The organism is uncultured Dokdonia sp. (assembly GCF_947492535.1).
Classification (GTDB): Bacteria; Bacteroidota; Bacteroidia; order Flavobacteriales; family Flavobacteriaceae; genus Dokdonia.
Window position 1 is genome coordinate 1 of the sequence record NZ_CANLNH010000017.1, and the last position, 22,249, is coordinate 22,249.

The following is a 22,249-nucleotide window of genomic DNA, read 5'->3' on the forward strand; positions in this document are numbered from 1 at the left end:
GGCGCGTAGCTCAGTTGGTTCAGAGCACTTGGTTTACACCCAAGGGGTCAGGGGTTCGAATCCCTTCGCGCCCACAATACTTTCTCCAATGCACAAGAAGTTCGACTTGTAAAAATAGGGCGCGTAGCTCAGTTGGTTCAGAGCACTTGGTTTACACCCAAGGGGTCAGGGGTTCGAATCCCTTCGCGCCCACAAAGGCTTTCAGAAATGAAAGCCTTTTTTTATGCTCTTTTTTTACTTCATACACTAAAATTACATGTGGTCAGGCTTAAAATTTCAATGAAGGTTAATGTTATATTTTTTATATACTACTTCGACAGGTTCAGCATATCATTTCGCGAAAGCATATAAAGAACCTTACAGATTCCGAACCTTATATTTTCACACATTTAAAATACTATTAGAGTCTCTTACGATATACATAAAAAACGTTCTTCTTAGATTGAAGAACGTTTTTATTAGATTATGTATTTTTATGGTAATCGAGTTATAAGACCAGGTCGTTAAGTGATGTTGTAGAATATGATCACTTAAAGCGTACACACAATAAAAATGCTTATCGATGATTGAAGTAGTATCGAAACTTCCTGGCCTTACTAACTCACCCCAAGTTATAGTTCTCTTTTATTTGTTAGTATTGAGATTTTCTTCTGAATCTTTATATAGCTATTCATAGTTCTTATTCTAAATTATTTCAAGTGAGTAACTGTTATTTCTTCTTGTCAGTACCATATTAGGTAGTGCTATATAGCTATCATTAATTATGTTTCTTTATGATGATAAAATTAGATAAGTAGTAGCGTAAAAAATAACTAAAGGCATCGCGTTTTCAATAGTTTCAGTAGAACTGTTGGTTTGCTGAAACTACTGATTTTATGGAGGTTAAAATGTATAAATACTACTCTTAGATTGTATTTTTGTATCCAGGTGTTGTCATGATATTGACAGAAAATGATACGAGATTATTGATGTTGAAAAAGAATGTTTATGCGGTTATTGAGACACATTGATACCTTTATTGTATATATAAGAATCTAAATAAAAGAGTGATTTTTTTATAGCTTCACAAAATACTGTCCCGGCCGAAGGAGGCGTTATTGGTATCTCTTTACCACTTCTGCCAATAATACTACTCCTTCGGTGTCCGCTGGAAGGTTGAAAAAATACGCGTTTGTTAATTGTTCTTTAGTTAGAATTTTAGTGAAACTATTGATATTCAAATCATTGTGTTATTGTAGGACGTGTGATCTATACTACTTTTACATTCTTTTAAAAATAGGATAGCTCTATAAAAAGTAATACAGAGTATCTCAATTTAAATCCCACATAATTATTATAAGGCATTATAATACGTACTGGTCTTTTAGACGAGTGCTAAGCTTGATTTATAAAATAAAATACTAAACATAGATACGAATGAAACAAACTAGAAGTACTTTAAAAACATATTTCGAAACTGGAGATAGACCTACTGAGTTAGAGTTTATAGATCTTATTGATAGTATGGTTCTTGATGAGGATTTAGCAGGAGAATCTACTACAGAATACAGTTATTCAGATTTAAATACATTAATAGAAAACAATGCGTTGATAGTAGGGAAAAAGTATACGATTTCTGATTATCAAACACGTTATTATATTGAAGGGACAAATACTACTAATATAAATAGAACTGCATCTAGCTCAGGTACAATTTCTGGTTTTGCTTTTTTTGATCCACCACTCACAGAGATTAGTAATGGTACTCCTATTGAAGTTGTAAGCTTGCCTGATGACTATGCAGGAGATATCAAAGTAGGCGATACGGCAGAAGTTACTAGTTTGTTTTCTGCTTTTTTCATGAAATTCACAAATGGTTTACAAAATGTACCTGGAGCAGTATTTAGTTTTTCTATAAAACGTTTTGATACTATAGATGAAGATGCCGTTGTTTTAGATGCTAATCTTAAAATAATGATGAAGCCTAATGGGGTTATTAATACAGAAGTACATGATGGTACTCCCTATATGGAAATGACTGCCAACGAGAATAGGGCAGTGCCTACAGAGAAAATATTAGTAACCGCTATCTCTGGAAATACATTTTCATTACAAGCAGAGAGTGTTACGTTCCCTGGAGAATTACTGGAATACGATTTTACAGATGTAGATATTAAAAATGAAGATGATGTGGTTATTGGTAAGCGTAACGGAATCATTAAAAGAAGAATCTCTGCAAATAGACTTATAGATGTCAATAAAGATTGGCGTGTTCAACGTTACAGACGTTATAAACTTTCTAATGAAGATTGGATAAATTATATTCTTAAAAATCCAGTGAACAGCTCATTATATGATGTGGGAAGTAACCATGCATTTTCTTTATCCAATATAAATACGACAGAAGCACATAGGTATATCTTACCTAGAGTTGAAAATCAAAATTTTTATCAAGATTTTACAGTAACTGGAACTATTGCTAACGAGTTTGAGACAGGAATTACTAACGGCTCATCAATAGTATATGGTCAGCGAATGGAAACTGTTGCAGATAATGTGTATAAGCTTGATGTAAATGCTGTTACTGTAGCAAATGGAAAAGATTTTTTTATTTTCCCTTTAGATGATAAGGGTAATCCTATAGATACAGTGGAGCGTTTTGTAGTAAAAAACTTAAACAATACAGTAGTAAGAAATAATGATGGACAATTTTCTGTAAATCCCAAAATTGATTTTACAGTTTCTAATAGTATCACTGATTCTACTTTTATGGTAGGTGGTTTGGTAACATCTGACGGTGCTTTGTTTAATGTAGTTGCAATTGATGCAGTTTCTCAATTATCTAATAAAGGTTCAGTATTTTACTTAACTCTGTTAAGTAATTGCGTGATTAATAATAGTGGCGATATACAGTATTTGACAATAGGAGGAATGCTAGCAAATGCCACTCCTTTTGGAGTAACAAGTTTAAGCGTCTCATTTGATGAAAACTGTCGTATCAGAAATACAATAATAGGCGGGAAACGTGTAGATAGATTGTCATTTAGTAATACGCAAACTAATAAATGTCTATTTGGTTATAGTCGAGGACAGTACATTAAATACTCAGATAGCATCATGTTTTTAACCGCCTTTAAACATGCAGGAGATTTTTATACAAATAATATAAGTATAGATACTTCAGATCTAAACCCACCTAAAGGACGTTTCGGATTCTTATATGAAGATATGCCTAACCTATTTGGTAAATATATTTTTACAAGTGAAGAGGGCGTATTAGTGTATAGAAAAGCAAATGTGACAGATACAGGAGGAAGATCGTTATCTACAGAAATACTTACAAGAGCAAAATAAAAGAATATGACACCAGAAGAAATAACAAGATTACAAGAGATTAAGACAGCTATTCATAGTTGTCCAGACGGATGTGCAATTCAAGTATTAGGAGTGCCTATGCTTGAGGAATTTTTAACGTTATCTATTAAGGAAAAAGACAACAAGTAGTCGAGTCATATTGAGTATACTATTTTATGAGTAATATATACGCTTTCGCGAAAGCGTATAAAAGTAAAATCAATACAAAATGACAGAAAGCAATTTCATTTTATTATAACATTGATGTGCTTTTCAAAACGCTGAAGGTTTATTTTTTAAATAAATCGTCAGCGTTTTATAGTTTACTTAGTATACATCATAATAGGATTGTTGTTCGTTCTTTTTAATTAATTAGGACTTAATAATTGAATGGTATTTGCGGTAATTTTTTTGTTATTTAAGAAACATACGTGCTCATGCGTATTGTGCTGAAACTACAGATATACAGAGCATAAACCTTATTTTTTATCTAATTCTTACAGTATTTTTACACTGTAAATAAATAAAAGAATAAAGAGTGTTAAAGTGAGAAAACAATACTATTCTTGGTTGTGCCTACAGGAATAAAGTTTGTTACAGAGTACATTAATACGCTATATGAAAAATGAGATTTTGATTGTATAAATAAAAATATAGTATACACTAAAGGATAATAATAGTGACTATAGCCAATTTGATTCTTGTCAAAAAGGTTTTATAACAGTTGTAGAAAGCTTCTTAGCTTCTAAAGTGCTTTTAAGCACTAAATAGGCTGTTATATGTTTTGAAAAATATATTAAAATACTGATAATATGCATTTTATAGATGTGTACAAGGGGAGATTATGTTAAAAAATAAAATGATGATTAAATGAAAGCAAGTATAACAACTTTAAAATCTTTATTTCAAAGAGGTGATAAGCCTACTGAGAAAGATTTTGAAGACCTTATTGATAGCTTCCTGCATAAAGATGAAGGAGTCGCTATTAAAAATGTAAATTTAGATGCAACTGGGAATCTTGTGTTTGATTTTTCTGACGGAACGACAGAAGTAATTAAACAAACTCCAGAAGAAATTCCAATTAGTGCTATTAAAGGGCTCCAAAATGAGCTTAATTCTAAAGTGTCTAATGATGTTGGAAGACAATTGTCTTCAGAAGATTTTACTAGTACCCTAAAGTTAAAATTAGAAAGACTAGAAAATTATGTTCACCCACCGACGCATCGTATAGATGAGATTGAAAACTTACAACCATCTCTAGATGATAAAGTTTCTGCAACAGCTAATGAAACTATTGAAGGGCAAAAAGTATTCAGTGAGATTGTAGAGCTTATTAATGGTTTAAAGATTTCAAGTTTTTCTGGATCAGGACTCCGTAATTTAGTTGTTCAAGCTGATGGTACTGTAGATGTTAAAGCAATTGCAACAGATCTTTTTGTTGGGAATACAACCTTTGATGATGCTACCAAAATATTAACATTAGAGCTTGTAAATGGCTCTACAATAGATGTTGATCTATCTAGTTTGGAAGAAGACTTAACGGGCTTAAGAGCTAATATAGCTACACTAGAAGCAACGACAGCTCTTTTGCAGGATACCAAATTAGATAAAGGAGGATACACAGGAACGGCGCAAGATTTAGATACGATAAAAAGAGATAAAGCTGCTTTTGCAAAATCTATTACAGATGTCTCTGGAAATCTAGAATTACAAGGAGATCAGCAAACTCCAGGGCCAAGTCGTTATTACGGAACCAATGGAGAAGGCGTAAAAGGATATCATGAGATAGAGCCTATTTACTTTAATGTAACCAATGTTTTTCTAGGAGGATCTTCCAATAATACAGCTGATCAAGAATTTTTTGTAGACCTCTCTTCTTATGGGGTCTTAAAACCAGGACATCAATTAGAGTTAAATAATATTGAGTTTAGAGGAGATTTTAGTGGTGCAAACGAATATGTAGATGTCGCTTTAAATAGTATTACTAGTGAAAAAATACGTATAGGAGAAGCTAATGGTAGAGATTCTAGTCAATGGCAAAGCGCACTAGGTGTAGGTGATGGAGGAGCTGTAGATATTGTACAATTGCCTACAGAAGAAGTTGGTTTTATTATTTATGTGTCTCCTAGTAGTGCAGTCAATTTTAGACCACGAGGAATGCGTAATTGGTGGGAGCTAAGAGCAGATGTGCAATTTAAAATTATATAATCATGAGTATTTGGATAGGAAAAGACACAAATAATAGCGTAAGAGCACAATTAGATTTTCAGCCAGAAAATGGACATTTAGGATTGACTTGGGAAGAAGTAGCAGTATATGAAAATCCAGACCCCAAACATCTTCTAAAAGCATTGGTAGTACCTTCTCAACATGATAAGGAGATCACCGCGGTAAACTATGTAACGGAACTACAATCAGGAGTTCGGCTTATTGAAGATGTTACATTGACAAATGATGGTTTGGTAAAAGAAACTATTTATCATTATAAAGATGGAGAAGAAATGAGACCTGTGGTTATGGTTTCTGAAAAATACGAATACAGAAATACAGATCTTGAATTTCATCCAGCAGAACGCGGAATGTATTCTCGCGAAAAGAAATGGCAATACTATTTTGAAAATGGAGTATTAGATACTAGCGAAGAAAACACGAAAGTAAGACTTAAGATGTACGAAACGAATAGGCAAATTCTAGAAGTAGGTCTTAAAAGAAGAACAAATATTACTCGTGTATTGTCAGAAAAAGTAGGTGCTATTTTAGTGATTCTTGGAGTTTTGGTAGACGATGAAAATTCAACAGCAAAAAAGAAAGCATATGATGAATTAAGGAAACTTTCTAGAGAATTTTCTACAGATTTTACAGAGTATAAGTCATACGCTACAACAGATCTTTATGGACTCATAGAGACAGAGTCTTCATTGCCTTGGTTGAACACTTTTGTGCCTACAAAAGAACAATTAATTGGATCTGGAAAGACAGAGCAAGAAGCCACAATATTTCAATCATATATAGATGCGCTTGAATTGAATGATATGCAGGGTAATACCATACGATATTACTTTGTAGAGAAGCTAAAAGGAAATGTGAGTTAGAAAAACGCATTTTCGCTTTAGAATTACACTACACTATATGCAAGTTTCTACTTGAAGAACTTACTGAATTGTAGTGTGAGATAAAGACATTCAAACTCCCCAAATCAGATTTAACCCTTAAAAAAATGTTATGAAAACTGTAAAAGTTTTATTTACAACAATGGCATTGCTATGGCTCGTTGTTACTGTAAGTTTTATGATCCCTGTAAGTTTGGGATTAACCCCTTTTTTACTAATCTCAAAAAAGTACTATGGAGAATGGATCCTTTTCTTCTTTGCTATTATTAGTGCTGTAGGAATATATCCTCTTGGATTTTTGTACAGAATAGTAAAGTGGAAATCGTTTAAAAGTTATTTGCGAAAAGTAAGTCTTAATATAGATATAGCTGGAAATATTGTAGTTGGAGAACTTTTAAACGACAACTTTATAACCGATACATCTGCACATAGATTTGGTGTTACTCAAGAAACTATCAGTGATAACCTAGGAGAAAATGAAAGAGATGAAACATTAACCTCATTTGGAAAGAGATTCTCAAATCTTTTAAGTGTCTTCGATTTTGATCATGCAAGAAAATCTATTGTTGAAGATAAATAATTGATAGCCAGATGTACGAAAAAATATTAGAATGCCCGAATGAATTGAAGATTCTGATTTATTCCTTCTTTGTATATATAGATATAGATGTAGAGTTGTTAAAAGTATTATTCTGTCTTATCCTGATAGATACATTTTTAGGAGTCGTCAAAGTCTTTGTTTTAGAGAAAGATTTTTCTTTTAAAAAATTAATACTCGGACTTGTATCAAAAATAGCCGTTTTGCTTATCCCTATGTCTTTAACACTTATGGGGAAAGGACTTAATTACGATTTTAAATGGTTTGTAACACTTGTTATGGATTTACTTATTGTGAGTGATGGGATCTCCATTTTTAGTAATGTGATTGCTATTAGAACAAAAAATGAAGTGAAAAACTTTGATGCATTAACCAAACTATTGAAGACTGTAAGGTGCTCATTGATAAAGCTCTTTAAGAGATTTTTAGATACCATAGACGAAAAAAATAACAGAATGTAATAGTAAAGTATTACTACACAAAAAATAAACTATGAAAAAAAGTATAGAAATACTTAAATCTTATTTTGAAAAAGGAGATAGGCCAACAGAAGGAGAGTTCGAAGATCTTATCGATAGCTTTTTGCATAAAGACGATGGGTCGGCAATTAAAGATATTTCTAAAGATAAAAATGGAGATTTTGTTTTTACGCTCTCTGATGGTACAGAACAAGTAATTACGCAATCCTCTAGTGGACTTCCTAGTAATTTTTTAGAAGAACTTCAGAATAGCCTTTACGGAAAAGTAGATAAAGTAGCAGGGAAACAACTTTCTACAGAAGACTTTACATCTTCATTAAAAGCTAAGGTAGAACAATTAGAAAATTATGTACATCCAGATTTTCATCAAATTAATGAAGTTGAAAGCCTTCAAGAAACATTAGATACTAAAATTGGAACTACTGATGTTACAACGGCAGCTTTAAGTGGATTAGAGATTAGAGATGAAAAAGGAATTGTGCAGTTTACGGCAGATGAATATGTAGAGTTAGAAGGTGTTTCTTTTGATCCTACTACGAATAGAATCAAATTTATTGATGATGTTACTACTTATTATTATGTGCATAGTGTTGTAGGAGATGATACAACAGGAGGAATTAATAATCCCTCAAAACCGTATAAAACAATTGATGGGGTATTTGCTAATTATGATAAGAATGTTCAATTAGATGGAGAATATCTAGTGATCATTTTAGTGAATCAAGCTACGCATCAAATAAACGAAACAGTACCTTATTTGAATGTTGAATTCCGATCTAATTTAGCAGTTAATATAAGTTTTACAAATAACACTAATTCAGGAACTTTATTCTTTACAACTAATGGCACTCGTACTATACGTTGGTACTTTAATATTCCAAATGGACGAATTTTAGATAATAAAACAACCGGTTTTTCTTCTTTAAGTATGGAAGATCTTCTTTGCTATTTTAATGTGCATGAAATTAACATTACCTCACCAGGAGGTACTGCTAGATATTTTGGACAGAGATATTACGTAGAGAATATTAATCGTTTGATTATGAGAGTTGCTATGGGGGCTTCTATAACAAGACGATTACGTTTTGATTATATAGACGCTACAGGATATACAGCAAATGCAGCTTTATTAGCGCCAATTGATAGTTTAGGGTTTGAAGTGTCAACAAACCTACTTATCACAGGGGATGTAGGCTTAATTAGAATTGTACGATCTGGAAAAATAGCTTTTGAAAACGTCTCAGGAAATTTGAGATTTCATTATTCAAACTCACCTATTGTTGTTGAGTTTTTAAATACACCAGAAGCCACAGTTTTATTAGCTCAAACAGTAACACAAGTGACATTTACAGGTCATGTGAAGCTACTTAATTTTACAGGAAATTCTACAAATGGGGCTATTGATTTTATAAACCTTGTTGTCGCTAATTCTACAGGCGTTCTTACCGTAGATGATGGTGACTTAAATTATAGAAATTGTAGTATAGTAACCGATACATATTTAATGACAAAGTCAAATATTGGCGCTGTTAGAATTGATAATACGACGGTACGTCAAAAGAACCCTACCCATTTAATTAATTCAACAGGTTCAGGTATTACAATAGATGTTGGTGGATTTAGCACCAATGCTACAAGTCTTTCTAATAATGCAAATGACACTTTAATTCAAGACTTTAAAGAAGATACAGTATCTACTAGTTTTGAAGGAATAGAAGTAAGAGATGAAAGTGGAAATGTACAGTTTACTGCAGATGAATTTATAGAATTTGAAGGAGCTTCTTTTGATCCAATTAATAAAAGAGTACAATTCTCTTCATTATCGCCTTACACGATATATATAGATAGCGTTAATGGAGATGATACTACAGCACAATTGTTTAATAGTAGTAAGCCGTTCAAAACATTTTCGGCAGCAAAGGCAAAAGCATTATCAGGAGTTAGTACCTATTATTTTCTAAATAGTATTGTTTTGGATTCTCCACCAACGTCAAATACCTATTTTTATTCTGATAGAGCTATAACAATAGACTTTAGTAATATAACAGGAAGATTGTCAGGAGGAACTTGGTATTATTATGCACCACTTTCAGAATTTAGACATATTAATACAGGAAGTGAAAATCCTATAACGTTCAATTTTTCAAATTGTCATATCGTCGCAGATAGAATTATTATGAATAGTAATTCTTTTGATACAAATAATTTTCTTTTTGATTCATCTGTAAATGGTAATAGCACAGCATATGCAAATGAAATGATATTTGGAGATAGCGGTGGAGATAGAGTTAGAGGATGTTTTAAACATTATCAGGTGACTTGTAATGTTTTTGCATTTTCAAGACGTCAATATTTAACAGATTCAGCAGATACAGGGTTCTATAATATAGAAACATTATCTGTGTCTGGAACAATGGGAATATTTGGGACACCTATTCCTACTGCAAGACTACTTTCATTTAAGAAAATGAGAGGAGGAGCTATAGATTGGCATGGATTATATGATGACAGTAAAGTGGTTAGAGAAACTGCAAGGATCAACTTAAGAGGTAATGTTGACTTGACAGGGCATTCAAAGCCAGGAAATACAGGAGATATCATCATCTTTGATCCTAGCTTTGATACCCTAAATATTTTTTCTTTTTATGGTAAAATAGGTTCTAGGGCAGCAGGGAATTATGCGATATATGCAGGTACAAAACTTAATGCGAAAATAAAGATATACGATTCTAGGATAGAGGCAGTTGATGATTTTATAAGACACAATCCTAATAGTGACAATACGAATAAAGAGATCATTATTAAAAACTCTGAATTCATATTTGATGTGCCTGGTGAGAATATATTTAAAGATACAGGCACAGGTATTAATGTTACTAAAATTGGAACAATACTTTCAAATGGAGGATTAGGAGCTAATGTTACTATTAACACGACAAATCTAAACTCCTATTAATATATAAGAACAGTATTGCCTAGAGAGAACTTCAATAAATAGCTAGGGAATTATAATTTTTTAATAATGAAAATTATATCAGTGAGATTCCATCTTACTGTAGTAGGGAATGGTATGCTTTCGCGAAAGCGTACTCAGTCAAAATTAACGAATAATAAAGTACTACATAAAATAAGATGGAGTATATCAATAGATACAATCTACAATAATATAAAGAATGATAAAACATATGAAATATGCCTTTAGTCAGTATGGCATACAAGAAAAAATAGGGACTAAAAATAATCCAGAGGTAATTAAATATTTTAAAGAACTAGGATATAAAGGCAAACAACTAAAAGAAGAAACAGCCTGGTGTTCTGCTTTTGTTAATTGGGTGTTTAAAATGAGTGATGCTCCATATACTGGAAAATTAGATGCAAGAAGTTGGCTGGATTTAGGTATGGAAACTACAAGCCCTCAATTAGGAGATGTTGTTGTTTTCTGGAGAGAAGATAAAAAAAGTAGAAAAGGTCATGTGGGATTTTATATAAATCAAGTAGATGATGAAATATTTGTATTAGGTGGAAATCAAAATAATCAAGTAAACATCTCTAGTTATCCTGCTTCTCAACTTTTAGGATATCGAGTAATTATTTAAAGATAAAGAAGATGCTTAGGTTTAAAATGGAATATGTGTTTATAGGATGTGTATTGTTGTTTCTTCTTTTGAATGAACAATGTCAAACGGATTACAAAAGAAATACTCAAAATAAAGAAGATATTCGTATTAAACATAAGTTGGATAGCTTAGAACAATTAATAGAAAATTGTAATTCTATATCCCAAAAAGAAACCCAAGCATCTTATTAAGATTAAAATACTATTAATATAATTAACTATGGATCTTATAGCTATTATGTATTCTGTAATGTATTGCTACAGTGTATTTAAAAGAAAATCTCCGAAGATGAAGTCTTTCCTGTTGTTTATTTGCAAGCTTTCTTATTTTGGTTAAATATCGTTTTGTAATATAATTAATAAAATAACTTGACTTATTTGATATATGTAATATGTTTAATACTTGTTTTAAATATAGTATTTTTATGTTAAGTATTTGTTTTTCATGTTTTTAAAATAAGTATTTTTACTCTTCAAGAGGTTTTTGAATTTAGTAAAATATGTTAAAATTTGTATTTTGTAATATTTTTAAATAAAAATCATTGCTTAAAACAAACATATGTTGTATATTTGAATCATAGAAGCAAACAAATGATTTTAAAGAAGTTTTATTTAGACAAAAAGGAACGTATTGAAACCGAGATGAGTTATAGCGGTTTCATGCCTACAATAGCACTTTATACCAAGACAGCTTTTAAGAATTCAGTAAAAACACCTACAGTATTGTTTAAGTACAATGCTGTAAACTGGAAAACTTCTTCAGAAGAAAACCATATTGCTGAGGTTTCTTTTTCTCTCTTTATCGTATTGCCAATAGAAGATAATAAGGCAAATTTAAAACAACATGAATGTGTATTTGATTTTTCTAAAAGTGTTGATAAAGCGATCCTTTCGAGTAATAAAAGATTAAGAGGGGTAGATGAAAGTAGTAGTGAGATGTTAACTTTTAAAGTAGAAGAAAAGCAATGTCCTAATCATATGCAAGATAGTGACAATAATGTAAATCACTTTGTATGGGAGTTAACGTATACTACCACACTTGTAGAAAACAATGATAAAAATTTCTATAGTTTGATTCATAAGATTCCAGTAGAAAATCAAAATCATACTCGTGTAGAACACTTTTCGGGTCCGTTTATTTCTTTAGAAGATCAAGAGATGTATGAAATTATAAACACATCATTTAATAATAATTAATAAAATAAATTATAATAAACTATGAGACGCAGTAATAAGTTATTAGAAAAAAGAAGAGCTTTTGTATTAGAATATATACAGGAGAATCAAGAGAAACAAATGAAGGTAATCGTGAGTGAACTTTCTGAAAAATTATTTGTAACTGAGCGTACAATTTATACAATAATTAATGAAGGTACGCAGCTTAAAGCTTCTTAATGTATGTGATGTAATTACTGGTTTTTAAATGTACCAGTATTTACTACTTAATTTTCATTGTATGTGTGATAAAACTAGGCGCAGATTACTATCTAAATACAATGATCGATCATAATTTTAAACGCTTCTTTCCTTCTTAAGAAGCATCCCACTTTAATTTTTGAATACTAAGACTTATGAGGATATATACTTCTTCATGCAGATCTCGTATGCACAAATTAGAATAAAATAATGTAATACGATTTGAATATGAGTGTATTAAAAGACATAGTTGTAGAAGACGCTTCTGATATTTTAAGTAATAGAAACCCAAATCATGATATGATATCTGGACTACTCTTTAATGGTAGCATAACTCCAGAAGGCTTAAAATACCATACTATTTTTCGTTTAGCATCATCGGAAGATGCTGAAAAATTAGGAATTACAGAAGCATATGATAGTCATGAACAGTCTGCATATTATCAAATCAAGCAATATTTTAGATTGAATCCAGTAGGTGATTTGTATATAATGGTTACTGATGAGACTTCTTTTGAAGGGGTCGCGCGTAATGCAAAAAAAATGCAAGAATTAGCTAGAGGAGAGATACGCCAAATGGCTTTAATATTTTCAGGTGAAGCCACTTTTGATGATACAAAATGTGCGATACAAGAAGCACAATTGCAAGCAGATAAAGCCTATGCAGATCATATGCCTTTTGAGGTATTAATAGAAGGAAAAGGATTTGCTGAGGTGTATTCAAAAGGAGTCCTTGAATTAGATGACCTTGCTGATTGTAATGCTAGTAATGTGTCTGTTGTTATTGCTATGGATGCAGATGCTACGTTAATATATTCAAACACAGCAGCAGTAGGAATGGCTTTAGGAGCTGTTTCTTATGCAAAAGTGTCTGAAAATATTGTATGGGCAGAACAATTCAATCTTTTAGGGAAAGGGTTTTTAAATCCAGGATTTATAGGTGGAGCAGAAATAACATCAAAGGAAGAACTTGAAGTTTTAAACCAAAGAAGGTATGTATTTGCAAGAAAACATATAGGCTTGCCAGGATTGTATTTTAATGATAGCCATACGGCAACATCAGGGATTTCTGATGTTGCTTATATAGAAAATAATAGGACAATACATAAAGCTGTACGTTTAGTACACAAAGCGTTATTGCCAAAATTAAATGCTTCAATTTTAGTGAATACAAAGGGGATATTGGCATTGTCTATAATAAAAGGATTGGAAGGATTATGTAGAAAGGCATTACGACATATGGTTTCAAGTAGAGAGATTTCAACTTTTGACATTTTTATAGATCCATCTCAACATATTCTTGCGAATTCGAAATTGCAACTTAAAGTTGAAATAACACCTATAGGAACGGCTCGTAAAATAGTTGTAGATGTGAACTTCAAAAATCCTTTTAGACTAAAAGAATTAGAGCTAGTTACTAATAAAATGCTACAATCATGAGTAAATCACCATTCATAAACGGCCAACAATATGACTGGTCTAGTATAGAAGTGTTTGTGCTAGATCAAATTATTACAGGAATTACTTCTGTTCGATATAGCGATTCTATAGGAGAAGAAAGTCATTATGAAATAGATGGATTTCCAGTGTTTTCAAAAAGCAATGCTTATGAGGCAAAGGCCTCAATGACACTGAATCGAGATAGTATAAATGTGATTCTTCAAGTGCTTTCTGAAGATGAAGAATTACAAAATATTCCAGCTTTTGATATTATTGTTAGTTATTTGAATGACGATGATATTGTTACTCAGGTAGTACGTAATTGTGAGTTTACTACCAATTCATTGCTGGTCAATCAAGAAAATAAAAAAAATGAGGTGGCTATAGACCTTATTTGTTCACATATTGAGTGGGACTAGGGAGTAATTTGAATGCCTAATTAGTGTATAAGACCGATGTTTTATACGAGCATCATACAGGTAGTTTTTTACTTTTTATATGTGATTCTCCACAAGACCCTAAACGGGCAAAACAAACAATAAGATGAGACGTTTGTAGTGTCTAGATGGACTTTCACATATGTATAGTACCACTTATTAAAGGCTGCTTTTAAGATTTTCTTGCCACACATCTTGAAGCAGTCTTTTATTTTTTATTGGCACCGCCAAAAGGTTTAATACTCCGAGGCTTGCCTCGAAATTAAAATTCAGTTTCGTGTAAATACCTAGTGGACTGGCTCCGAGGTAGTTTATTTCAAATTATAATAAAATGAGTGTATGCTTTTATTTCTGTTGCGTTAGGGATAGGAATGGCATCCTTTTTTGAGTGGCATTTATGCTCAAAAAAGATATAATGAATAGCCCGACTTTTATTCTGAATGTGTTTCAGGATAAAGGGAGCGCCCTTTATAAGATGGAATACCTCAATAAATAAATTCGGTCACTTTTGTTTATAAGTGACCGAATTTTGACTTTAATTAATTTTGCGCGTTTTGTGCGACAAGTTTTACGTTGATGGTATATTCTATATTGTCAAGACCATGAGAATAATCTTTTGTACTATTAAAGGTTTTTGTTTCTCCTAGGACTAGATTAGAAAGATTAATAACATAATTGCCCATGAGATCATTATCACTATGAAGACCGTCATCATCATATATCTTTATGTTTATTGATTCATTAAACCAAATAGAGCGACCACAGGACCAGGTATCTCCTTCTTTCATAGAGTAATAATCATAGGTAGGATAGTAATACATTGTTTCGCTATCTGCTTGGAATGTAAAGTAAACTTCGTTTTCGTTTCCTGCTCCATCATTTGAAGGATGTTTACATTTAAGACTAGTAACGATAAGTAAATTGTTTTTTTGTGGTTGATATGCAGGTCTTAAATATCCATCGCTATTTCCTTCTTGGGAGCCAATGATAAATGTATAACTTTCTTCTTCCATAATCCCATCTTCTTCACCTCCACCTATAGTTAATGTTGCTCCTAAAATGCCACCAGATACACTATATGAAACTGCTGTAGATATTTCTGCTCCAAAGCCAAGATCAACTTCTGTACTCCAGGCATATCCTCCTAAGTCTGAAGGAGCATTATCCCAAATGCCAAATTGTACACCTACTAAACCACCTTCGTCTATACCTTCAGTAATTCCTACGCTTAGAAACTCAGAGGTAGCTACTCCTTTAGAATCTCCAATACCAATAGCTACTCCTATAGTTGCTGCAAAACCAATGATAAACTCTACTTCTATATTTAATCCTATAGAAAAACTGCTTGCAGGAATGTTTAAAGTGTCTAGTGTTGCTTTTAAGTCTGCAAATTCAGGGCTATTGATAAGGTTGGCTACCATTGCTTGTGTGGTAGGTAAGTCTGTAGTTGTTACTGCTTTTAATTGTGCGGCACCATGAGTAGATGTACTATAATTTTCCCAGCATTGTTGCGCTTGTTTAAGTACTTTTTGTTTTGTGTCAGATATGGTTAACGTTTGCTTAGGTTTTGTAACGGCTGTGGTTCCTAAAGATTGATATTTTTCTGTATATGCCGAAATTTGTGTTTTTAATATCGTATTCATATGAATGTTTTTTATAATTAAATTTAAAGAAGAATGATTAAGTCCAGATTATGTATTAAGGATTCGTTATGAGACTTTGAAGTAGTTCAAAAGATGTAATAGATTTTCTAATGCATAATCTGAGTTAATCTATATAACTGTAATTAATCGTGTAATCTGCATCATTATAATTTTTGAGACGTATAGATCCCGAACCAGATCCTGGTTGAAAATCATGACTTTGTAAATACGTAGCTAAGTTAGGGTCGTCATTTAAATCATGATCCCAAAGAGTAACAAGAACTTCGTATTCAAAATTGAGAATGAGTGAGTCCCCGTCATTATTGGTGAGATTCCAAGTGTCGCCTTTTTCCATATTATGTGCCTCATTGATTCCGTATGGAATTCGAATGGGTATTCCTCCATCTGCTTGACAGACTAAGTATACTTCGTCTCCATCTGTAATATTGCTTTCAGAGGTGTGTGTGCAGTAAATAGAATTGATTTTTATTGAATGCTTACTCATAGTGTAAAGTTTTAAATTAATAATGGTTGATGTAATTATTCTTCTTTAAACGCTATGGATCCAGAAACTTAGAAAGAGATAATTAGCTGGTAACAAAGTTGGTGGAAGTTTGTTTTTTATGAAAGAGTAAAACTTGTTGAATTTTACCACGGGAAAATACGTAGTGTATTTTGCAGATTTATACGTATAAATAGGTGTATATACCTATAGATTTGAGAAGAGATTCTTTTAATATTGTTGCTCTATTATAATTTTTTATGAAAGTGATTGGATTTAATAATAAATGGCGTGTAGTGTCTTCACAAGAGTCACAGCTGTATACAGAACGCTGGCAACGTATATATCCTCTAAGTGCATTTTTATTTCATCGCAATGAATTAGATTGTATTCAAAGTGAGTCAGGTGGTGATGGTATACGATTTTATATGGCACTTAAAGAAGGGGCACAAGTTGATATGGTTGCTGTTGGAGTTTCTTCCAAAAGAGATCTTATAGGGGATGCTCAAAATAGTAAAGTGTATAATTTCCCCATGCCGTGTCCTTCTACTTGTGATACGACAAGTGAATTATATCATGCCAATAGAGAAGAGACTTCGCATTGTGATGTGTTAAATTTAGAAGAAACGTTTTCGAATTGTAGAGAACAACTTCAAGAAATTTCTATGAGAGATTCATTTATCTGGACATTAGCTTGGCAAAAGGAATATGACATCAAGTCTTTTTTGTTTGACATAGATCAACTATATAGTGCTATGAGAGATACAAATGCATCTAGAGTACGTATTTACTTTGGATTAAATACAAGTAATAGAGTTCTTGCTATTATGGTTGGTGTCGATATTAATGGATATGATGTAAAAAAAGACGTGTACCAGATAAATGAAATCTCTCTTTGTAGTAAAGATGATAGAGGATCAAATATATGTGATATGTTGAGTCCTTTATATCACGATGTGTAGTGTGAGTTTTTAATATTTTTTAAATATTGTTTTTTGGATTGGATTATTAAAATAGCTCAAGTAGTAATTGTTGTACCTATAGGCATAGCGTGTTGGCGTTTTAGACATTTAGGACGGATACAAAAATTACTTTTAGGACTGTTGATTCTCTCTGCTTTGACATCTACTGTGGCTAGGTATTTATGGAGTATTAAGGAGAATAACCTTTATTTATTACATTATTATACTGTCATAGAGTTTTGTGGTTGGGCTGCTATTTTTTATTTGCTTTTTGAAAGTACGTTTATGAAACGTATGATTTTTTGGATTGGGATTGGATATGTTGCTTTCGCTATAATCAATAGTATTTTTTGGGAAGCATTAGAAACTTTTAATACTAATAGTAGATCTCTAGAGAGTGTGTTGCTAATTTTTTATTCTATAGCTTATTATGTTAAAATGTTTAGAGAGAAAAGAGTCTCTCGATTGGAGTATAATGCTTCTTTTTGGATAAATGCAGCAGTACTTGTTTATTTTTCAAGTGCTTTTTTATTATTTGGGTTTAGTAATTTATTGCTTAATCTAAGTAGTTATAAAATACGAGAAGTATGGGGACTTCATGGTATTTTTCTTATCGTTCATTATATATTAATTACAGTAGGTGTATGGATAGTCTCCAGTCAGAAGATTTCTCATTAATACTCATTGTAGGTATGACAGGAATGTTTGCTCTTGCCATTGCTATTATATTATTTGTATTAATCTATAAACGTAAAATTATAGAGGAGCAATTAGTCCATCAACAAGGTTTAATTCTAACAGCTGTAGCAATTCAGGAGGAAGAGCGTAAACGGTTTGCTGCTGATTTACATGATGAAATAGGAGGTGGGATTTCTACAATTTTATTATCAATTTCAGGATTAGAAAACCATTTTCAATCTCCAATTAAAGAGAAAGTTTCTATAAAAGTCGAAGGTGTCAGACAACAATTGAATGAGTTGTTAGATAGTGTGCGGGAAATCTCTTATGATATTACTCCTAATGCGTTAGAAACTTATGGGTTAATAGCAACGCTAAGTGATTTGTGTTATCAGATACAAGAGAGTGGACAATTGGTTGTTCTTTTTGAATGTAAAGGGAAAGAAGAACGTTTAGATTTCTCGAAAGAATTAGCTATCTATAGAATTTGTAAAGAATTATTAAGTAATACAATTAAACATGCAAAAGCATCCCAAATAAGCTTGTCAGTTTTATATAATATGGGAGTGTTTACCTTAAGTTATCAAGATAATGGGAGCGGATTTATATATGATGCTAGTAGTAAAGGAAGTGGTATGAGAAATATGATGAATCGTTCAAGAATACTCGATGCAATATTGGATATAAAAAGTGTAGAGACTCGAGGAATGGAAGCATATTTGACTTTAAAATTATAAGTATGAGTATAGAAGAAGATAGTATAAAAATTGCGATAGCGGATGATCATGAATTGTTTAGAGCGGGTATTGTGAAAATTTTGCAAGGGTATTCACAATTTGAAGTCATTCTAGAAGCAAGTAATGGAAAGGTATTATTAGACAAAATAGAAACTTCTTTACATTTGCCAGATATTGTCTTGTTAGATATTAGGATGCCAGAGATGGATGGTTTTGATACAGCGACAGTGTTAATTAATAATTTTCCATCTATTAAGGTTGTTGTATTAAGTATGCATGATAGTGCGAGGCATATTATTCGTATGATAGAGCTTGGTGCTCATGGCTACTTGTTTAAAAATGCGCATCCAGATGATGTAATAGAAAGCATAAATTTGGTTCTTGAAAATGATTATTATTTTAATGATAAAATAAATTCTCTATTACAAAAAGTTATTCGTTATAAAGGGAGGAACTCAGGAGATTTAGACATTCCAGTAGCTATTAGTCCTAGAGAATCACAAGTTTTAGAACTTATATGTAAGGAACATACAAATAATGAGATTGCAGAGTTACTTTTTTTAAGCGCGAGAACGGTAGAAGGGCACAGGAAAAACCTGGTGAGTAAATTAGGGGTTAGAAATATAGCAGGACTCGTTGTATATGCGTTTAAACATGAATTGGTTCAAATGGCATAGAAGTACATGCTATAGCCAGTATTTCTCATATTCCTCTTGAAAACTAAGAGTTTCCATGGATTCCATTCTATATATAAGAAGTGTCCCATTAAGATGGTCAAGTTCGTGCTGGGCAACAATAGCTGCAAAACCGTCTAGTTTTTCTTCGTAATGATTTCCATTGCGATCTGTGGCTTTTAATAAAACACGCTTGTAACGTTTAAGTTGGCCTCGAATATTAGGTATGGATAAACATCCTTCCCAACTATTTATAAGAGTATCATCTAGGATTTCTATTTCAGGATTGATAGCAACGTATAAAGGGAAAGGGGTTTTATTAGGATACCGAGGGTTTTCTTCCATTTCCATGGTGAATACTCGCTTTAAAATGCCTACTTGTGGTGCTGCGATACCTGCTCCATTTTGAAAACGCATGGTATCGATAAGGTCATCAATAGTTTGCTGAAACTCATTTGTTCTTATCTCATCTACATGAATAGCTGTTTTACGTAACAGCGGATTTCCCATTTTTAATACATCAAGTAGTGCCATGTTGTTTATTGTTATATATGTATAATTCCATTTGGGGTTTCTAGAACGGCTTGAAGCGTTATTTGTTCTCCTTTTTCTATATGAAAATGATAACCTATTTCTTTTAAAAAGGGTTGTACTTTTTCTGGAGTAGGGTGTGTTGCGCGTATTTCTACTAATTTACAACCCATATTAGGCAATATATCATGTGGATGTGTATTACTTTTTGACCAATCTAACATAAAGGGGATAAGCTCTACTTCTGGTGTGGGTAGAGGCATGAGTAATTCCCATTGTAATACTAGGCCACTTGCTGTGTGGCGAGAGCCTTGTTTTTGTAATCCCATAGCGGGATGGTATTTTTTTAAAATACGACTGTCTTTTGCAAGATTTTTTGATTTTAAAGCTAATCGTGTAATTTGATTTTTGGTTAAAACATCTACACCCATCCATCTATTTTGGATGCTATTTTTAGTATTGTGGTCTATTGCAATAAGTTCTAAATACATCCCATCTTGTAGATTGATAAGTGCATTTTTTGTGCCTTCAGTGGTATGATGTCCTCCAAATATAGGAGTAACGCCTAATTTCTTTTCAAATTCTTTACGTGCAAGATCAAGATCTGAAACTGCGTATACGATATGATCTATAGTTCGATTTGTGTTCATAGGTGGTTATACTAAAAGAGACGCTCTAAAAAGATATCATTACATATGATGAATTTTCTTTTTAGAGAGTCTCTTTTAATATGTATACTTACATGAAAAGTGTTATTTAGGGTTTTTTACCTACAGAAGCTTCTGTTTTCCCTTCTTCTTTTTGCAAGCGTCTTTGTATTTTTCGAATTGCCGTTTCTATTGATTTTTCAGGTTCTATGACATTGTACTCTCCCCAAAAAGTTGGATCAGAAAATCCTGAAGCTTCATCAGACATAATAATAGAAGAGCTTAAGGTATTTTTTGAAGTCCAGTCTTGAGTATTGTCAAAAAGCTCCCAATCTGTAACAGCCATTTCGCATGTTAATGAATATATAGATTTAAATAATCTCCTGCGTTTTTTGACTTCAAAAGTCATATTTGCCTTACTATACCCATAATACCACTTTCCGTTCTTTTCTCGATAATCTACAGTGTATTCTATATTTTTTGCTTTGATACGTACATTATCCGGCTTTCTTTTTACCAATAATTTAACGACTTCGCTTTGATTGGAAAGATTTAAATTAAATGTTGCTTTCACTAATGCGAGTGAATTTGTGTTTATATATAGCTTCCCGTTGTAAAGAGGGTCTATTACATTGTCTTTTTGTTTAAAGTTAACAGTGTATACTGGTGCTCCATTAATTTCTGATGTTGGGCCAAACTCAAAGTCATATCCTTCCATGGTATATGAAGTGAATACATATTCTGGATATTTCATCAAGTCAATATATAATGTGCTAAACGGTCCTCCTTGTAGTTTTAAAGCAATAGTATCAAGTTTGGAATAGTCTGTATTTTTTCGTGATTTTATTAATTTAATAACATCTTCTCTAGAATCTCCATAGGGTTGCTTATAGATATTTAATACAGCTTCTGCCAATGAAGCGTTTTTATTTCTCTTCTTGATAGTTTCTCTATAAAACGATGTCATTAATGTTTTGTCTTCTAAATAGTTAGAACGTTTGTTTTCAAACACTTTATCTACAAGATCACGTGCATTCTTATATGCAGTAATGCTTACTTCTGTAAGCTCTATAGATGAGGTTTGTAATGTGAGACGAAGGTCTTTTACATTATCTTTACTTACATTGATAGTTTTTGGTTTAAAACCAAGAGCATCAATCTTTAAAACAATAGTTTCTGCATTGTTAATCTTTAATAAAAATGCTCCTTCAGTATTGGTGATGGTACTGGTATTACTGTTAACTTCCTGAATAGATGCTGCAATAATAGGTTCTCCTGTAGTAATGTTTACAACCTGACCATTTATTTCTATAATGGTGTTTTCGGATTGTGCATTTAAGTTTGTGGCGTACGTGCCGAGGAAAATTAATAAGAAGATGGTTGACATTAATTTTCCTATTTTTTCTGGTAATAAATAAGAAATTTTCATAGTTGTGTCTTTTAAAG

21 protein-coding genes and 2 tRNA genes are annotated in these 22,249 nt (G+C 32.1%); 18 read left to right on the top strand and 5 right to left on the bottom strand.

What is annotated here, in order from left to right; all coding sequences use genetic code 11:
* The 14 genes from Q1A60_RS18215 to Q1A60_RS18280 all read left to right on the top strand — a co-directional run bounded on the left by Q1A60_RS18215 (position 1) and on the right by Q1A60_RS18280 (position 14,411).
* Positions 1 to 74: transfer RNA gene (locus Q1A60_RS18215), tRNA-Val, on the top strand.
* A 43-nt stretch (positions 75 to 117) separates the two neighbouring features.
* Positions 118 to 192, top strand: a tRNA-Val gene (locus Q1A60_RS18220).
* 1,224 nt (positions 193 to 1,416) lie between these two features.
* Entirely contained in the window at positions 1,417 to 3,333 is a 1,917-nt protein-coding gene (locus Q1A60_RS18225; RefSeq protein WP_299767979.1) for a hypothetical protein, read from the top strand.
* A 6-nt stretch (positions 3,334 to 3,339) separates the two neighbouring features.
* Positions 3,340 to 3,483, top strand: coding sequence for a hypothetical protein (locus tag Q1A60_RS18230; protein ID WP_299767976.1), 144 nt, complete (start codon positions 3,340 to 3,342; stop codon positions 3,481 to 3,483).
* A 720-nt stretch (positions 3,484 to 4,203) separates the two neighbouring features.
* Complete coding sequence (locus Q1A60_RS18235) at positions 4,204 to 5,541, top strand: hypothetical protein (RefSeq protein WP_299767973.1); 1,338 nt, start codon at positions 4,204 to 4,206, stop codon at positions 5,539 to 5,541.
* Between the two features lie 2 nt (positions 5,542 to 5,543).
* Positions 5,544 to 6,425, top strand: coding sequence for a hypothetical protein (locus Q1A60_RS18240; RefSeq protein WP_299767970.1), 882 nt, complete (start codon positions 5,544 to 5,546; stop codon positions 6,423 to 6,425).
* Between the two features lie 130 nt (positions 6,426 to 6,555).
* Complete coding sequence (locus Q1A60_RS18245; RefSeq protein ID WP_299767968.1) at positions 6,556 to 7,023, top strand: hypothetical protein; 468 nt, start codon at positions 6,556 to 6,558, stop codon at positions 7,021 to 7,023.
* 44 nt (positions 7,024 to 7,067) lie between these two features.
* Positions 7,068 to 7,502, top strand: coding sequence for a phage holin family protein (locus Q1A60_RS18250; protein ID WP_299767965.1), 435 nt, complete (start codon positions 7,068 to 7,070; stop codon positions 7,500 to 7,502).
* 31 nt (positions 7,503 to 7,533) lie between these two features.
* Positions 7,534 to 10,476 (top strand): hypothetical protein, encoded by a 2,943-nt coding sequence (locus tag Q1A60_RS18255; protein ID WP_299767962.1) that lies wholly within the window; start codon positions 7,534 to 7,536, stop codon positions 10,474 to 10,476.
* A gap of 229 nt (positions 10,477 to 10,705) precedes the next feature.
* Positions 10,706 to 11,116, top strand: coding sequence for a TIGR02594 family protein (locus Q1A60_RS18260; protein WP_299767959.1), 411 nt, complete (start codon positions 10,706 to 10,708; stop codon positions 11,114 to 11,116).
* A gap of 611 nt (positions 11,117 to 11,727) precedes the next feature.
* On the top strand, positions 11,728 to 12,333 hold the full coding sequence (locus Q1A60_RS18265; RefSeq protein WP_299767956.1) for a hypothetical protein: 606 nt from the start codon (positions 11,728 to 11,730) through the stop codon (positions 12,331 to 12,333).
* A 21-nt stretch (positions 12,334 to 12,354) separates the two neighbouring features.
* Positions 12,355 to 12,531, top strand: coding sequence for a hypothetical protein (locus Q1A60_RS18270; RefSeq protein WP_299767953.1), 177 nt, complete (start codon positions 12,355 to 12,357; stop codon positions 12,529 to 12,531).
* Between the two features lie 249 nt (positions 12,532 to 12,780).
* Complete coding sequence (locus Q1A60_RS18275) at positions 12,781 to 13,992, top strand: DUF2586 domain-containing protein (protein ID WP_299767950.1); 1,212 nt, start codon at positions 12,781 to 12,783, stop codon at positions 13,990 to 13,992.
* Positions 13,989 to 14,411: a hypothetical protein gene (locus Q1A60_RS18280; RefSeq protein ID WP_299767947.1), complete on the top strand. Its 423-nt coding sequence runs from the start codon at positions 13,989 to 13,991 to the stop codon at positions 14,409 to 14,411. Before Q1A60_RS18275 ends, Q1A60_RS18280 begins: the two co-directional genes overlap by 4 nt.
* A 557-nt stretch (positions 14,412 to 14,968) precedes the next feature.
* Here Q1A60_RS18280 and Q1A60_RS18285 read toward each other — a convergent pair.
* Both Q1A60_RS18285 and Q1A60_RS18290 read right to left on the bottom strand, forming a co-directional pair.
* Positions 14,969 to 16,072, bottom strand: coding sequence for a hypothetical protein (locus Q1A60_RS18285; RefSeq protein WP_299767944.1), 1,104 nt, complete (start codon positions 16,070 to 16,072; stop codon positions 14,969 to 14,971).
* A gap of 124 nt (positions 16,073 to 16,196) precedes the next feature.
* On the bottom strand, positions 16,197 to 16,577 hold the full coding sequence (locus Q1A60_RS18290; RefSeq protein ID WP_299767941.1) for a hypothetical protein: 381 nt from the start codon (positions 16,575 to 16,577) through the stop codon (positions 16,197 to 16,199).
* A gap of 257 nt (positions 16,578 to 16,834) precedes the next feature.
* Here Q1A60_RS18290 and Q1A60_RS18295 point away from each other — a divergent pair, with 257 nt between their 5' ends.
* Genes Q1A60_RS18295 through Q1A60_RS18310 form a run of 4 tightly spaced genes read left to right on the top strand, consistent with a single transcriptional unit; the run spans position 16,835 to position 19,628 of the window.
* A complete protein-coding gene (locus tag Q1A60_RS18295) occupies positions 16,835 to 17,536 on the top strand; it encodes a hypothetical protein (RefSeq protein WP_299767936.1) in 702 nt (233 codons plus the stop codon).
* 33 nt (positions 17,537 to 17,569) lie between these two features.
* A complete protein-coding gene (locus Q1A60_RS18300; RefSeq protein ID WP_299767932.1) occupies positions 17,570 to 18,214 on the top strand; it encodes a hypothetical protein in 645 nt (214 codons plus the stop codon).
* Entirely contained in the window at positions 18,181 to 18,951 is a 771-nt protein-coding gene (locus Q1A60_RS18305; protein ID WP_299767929.1) for a histidine kinase, read from the top strand. The genes Q1A60_RS18300 and Q1A60_RS18305 overlap by 34 nt, the downstream gene beginning before the upstream one ends.
* Positions 18,952 to 18,953: 2 nt before the next feature.
* Positions 18,954 to 19,628 carry a response regulator transcription factor gene (locus Q1A60_RS18310; protein WP_299767926.1) on the top strand — a complete coding sequence of 225 codons (675 nt, stop codon included), beginning with the start codon at positions 18,954 to 18,956 and terminating at the stop codon, positions 19,626 to 19,628.
* Between the two features lie 9 nt (positions 19,629 to 19,637).
* Here Q1A60_RS18310 and def read toward each other — a convergent pair whose 3' ends face one another.
* From def to Q1A60_RS18325, 3 genes are all read right to left on the bottom strand, one after another.
* Positions 19,638 to 20,159, bottom strand: a complete 522-nt coding sequence (def, locus tag Q1A60_RS18315) for a peptide deformylase (protein ID WP_299767923.1) — start codon at positions 20,157 to 20,159, stop codon at positions 19,638 to 19,640.
* An 11-nt stretch (positions 20,160 to 20,170) separates the two neighbouring features.
* Entirely contained in the window at positions 20,171 to 20,806 is a 636-nt protein-coding gene (locus Q1A60_RS18320; RefSeq protein WP_299767920.1) for a VOC family protein, read from the bottom strand.
* Positions 20,807 to 20,912: 106 nt separating this feature from the next.
* A complete protein-coding gene (locus Q1A60_RS18325) occupies positions 20,913 to 22,232 on the bottom strand; it encodes a carboxypeptidase-like regulatory domain-containing protein (protein ID WP_299767917.1) in 1,320 nt (439 codons plus the stop codon).
* Positions 22,233 to 22,249: the final 17 nt, after the last annotated feature.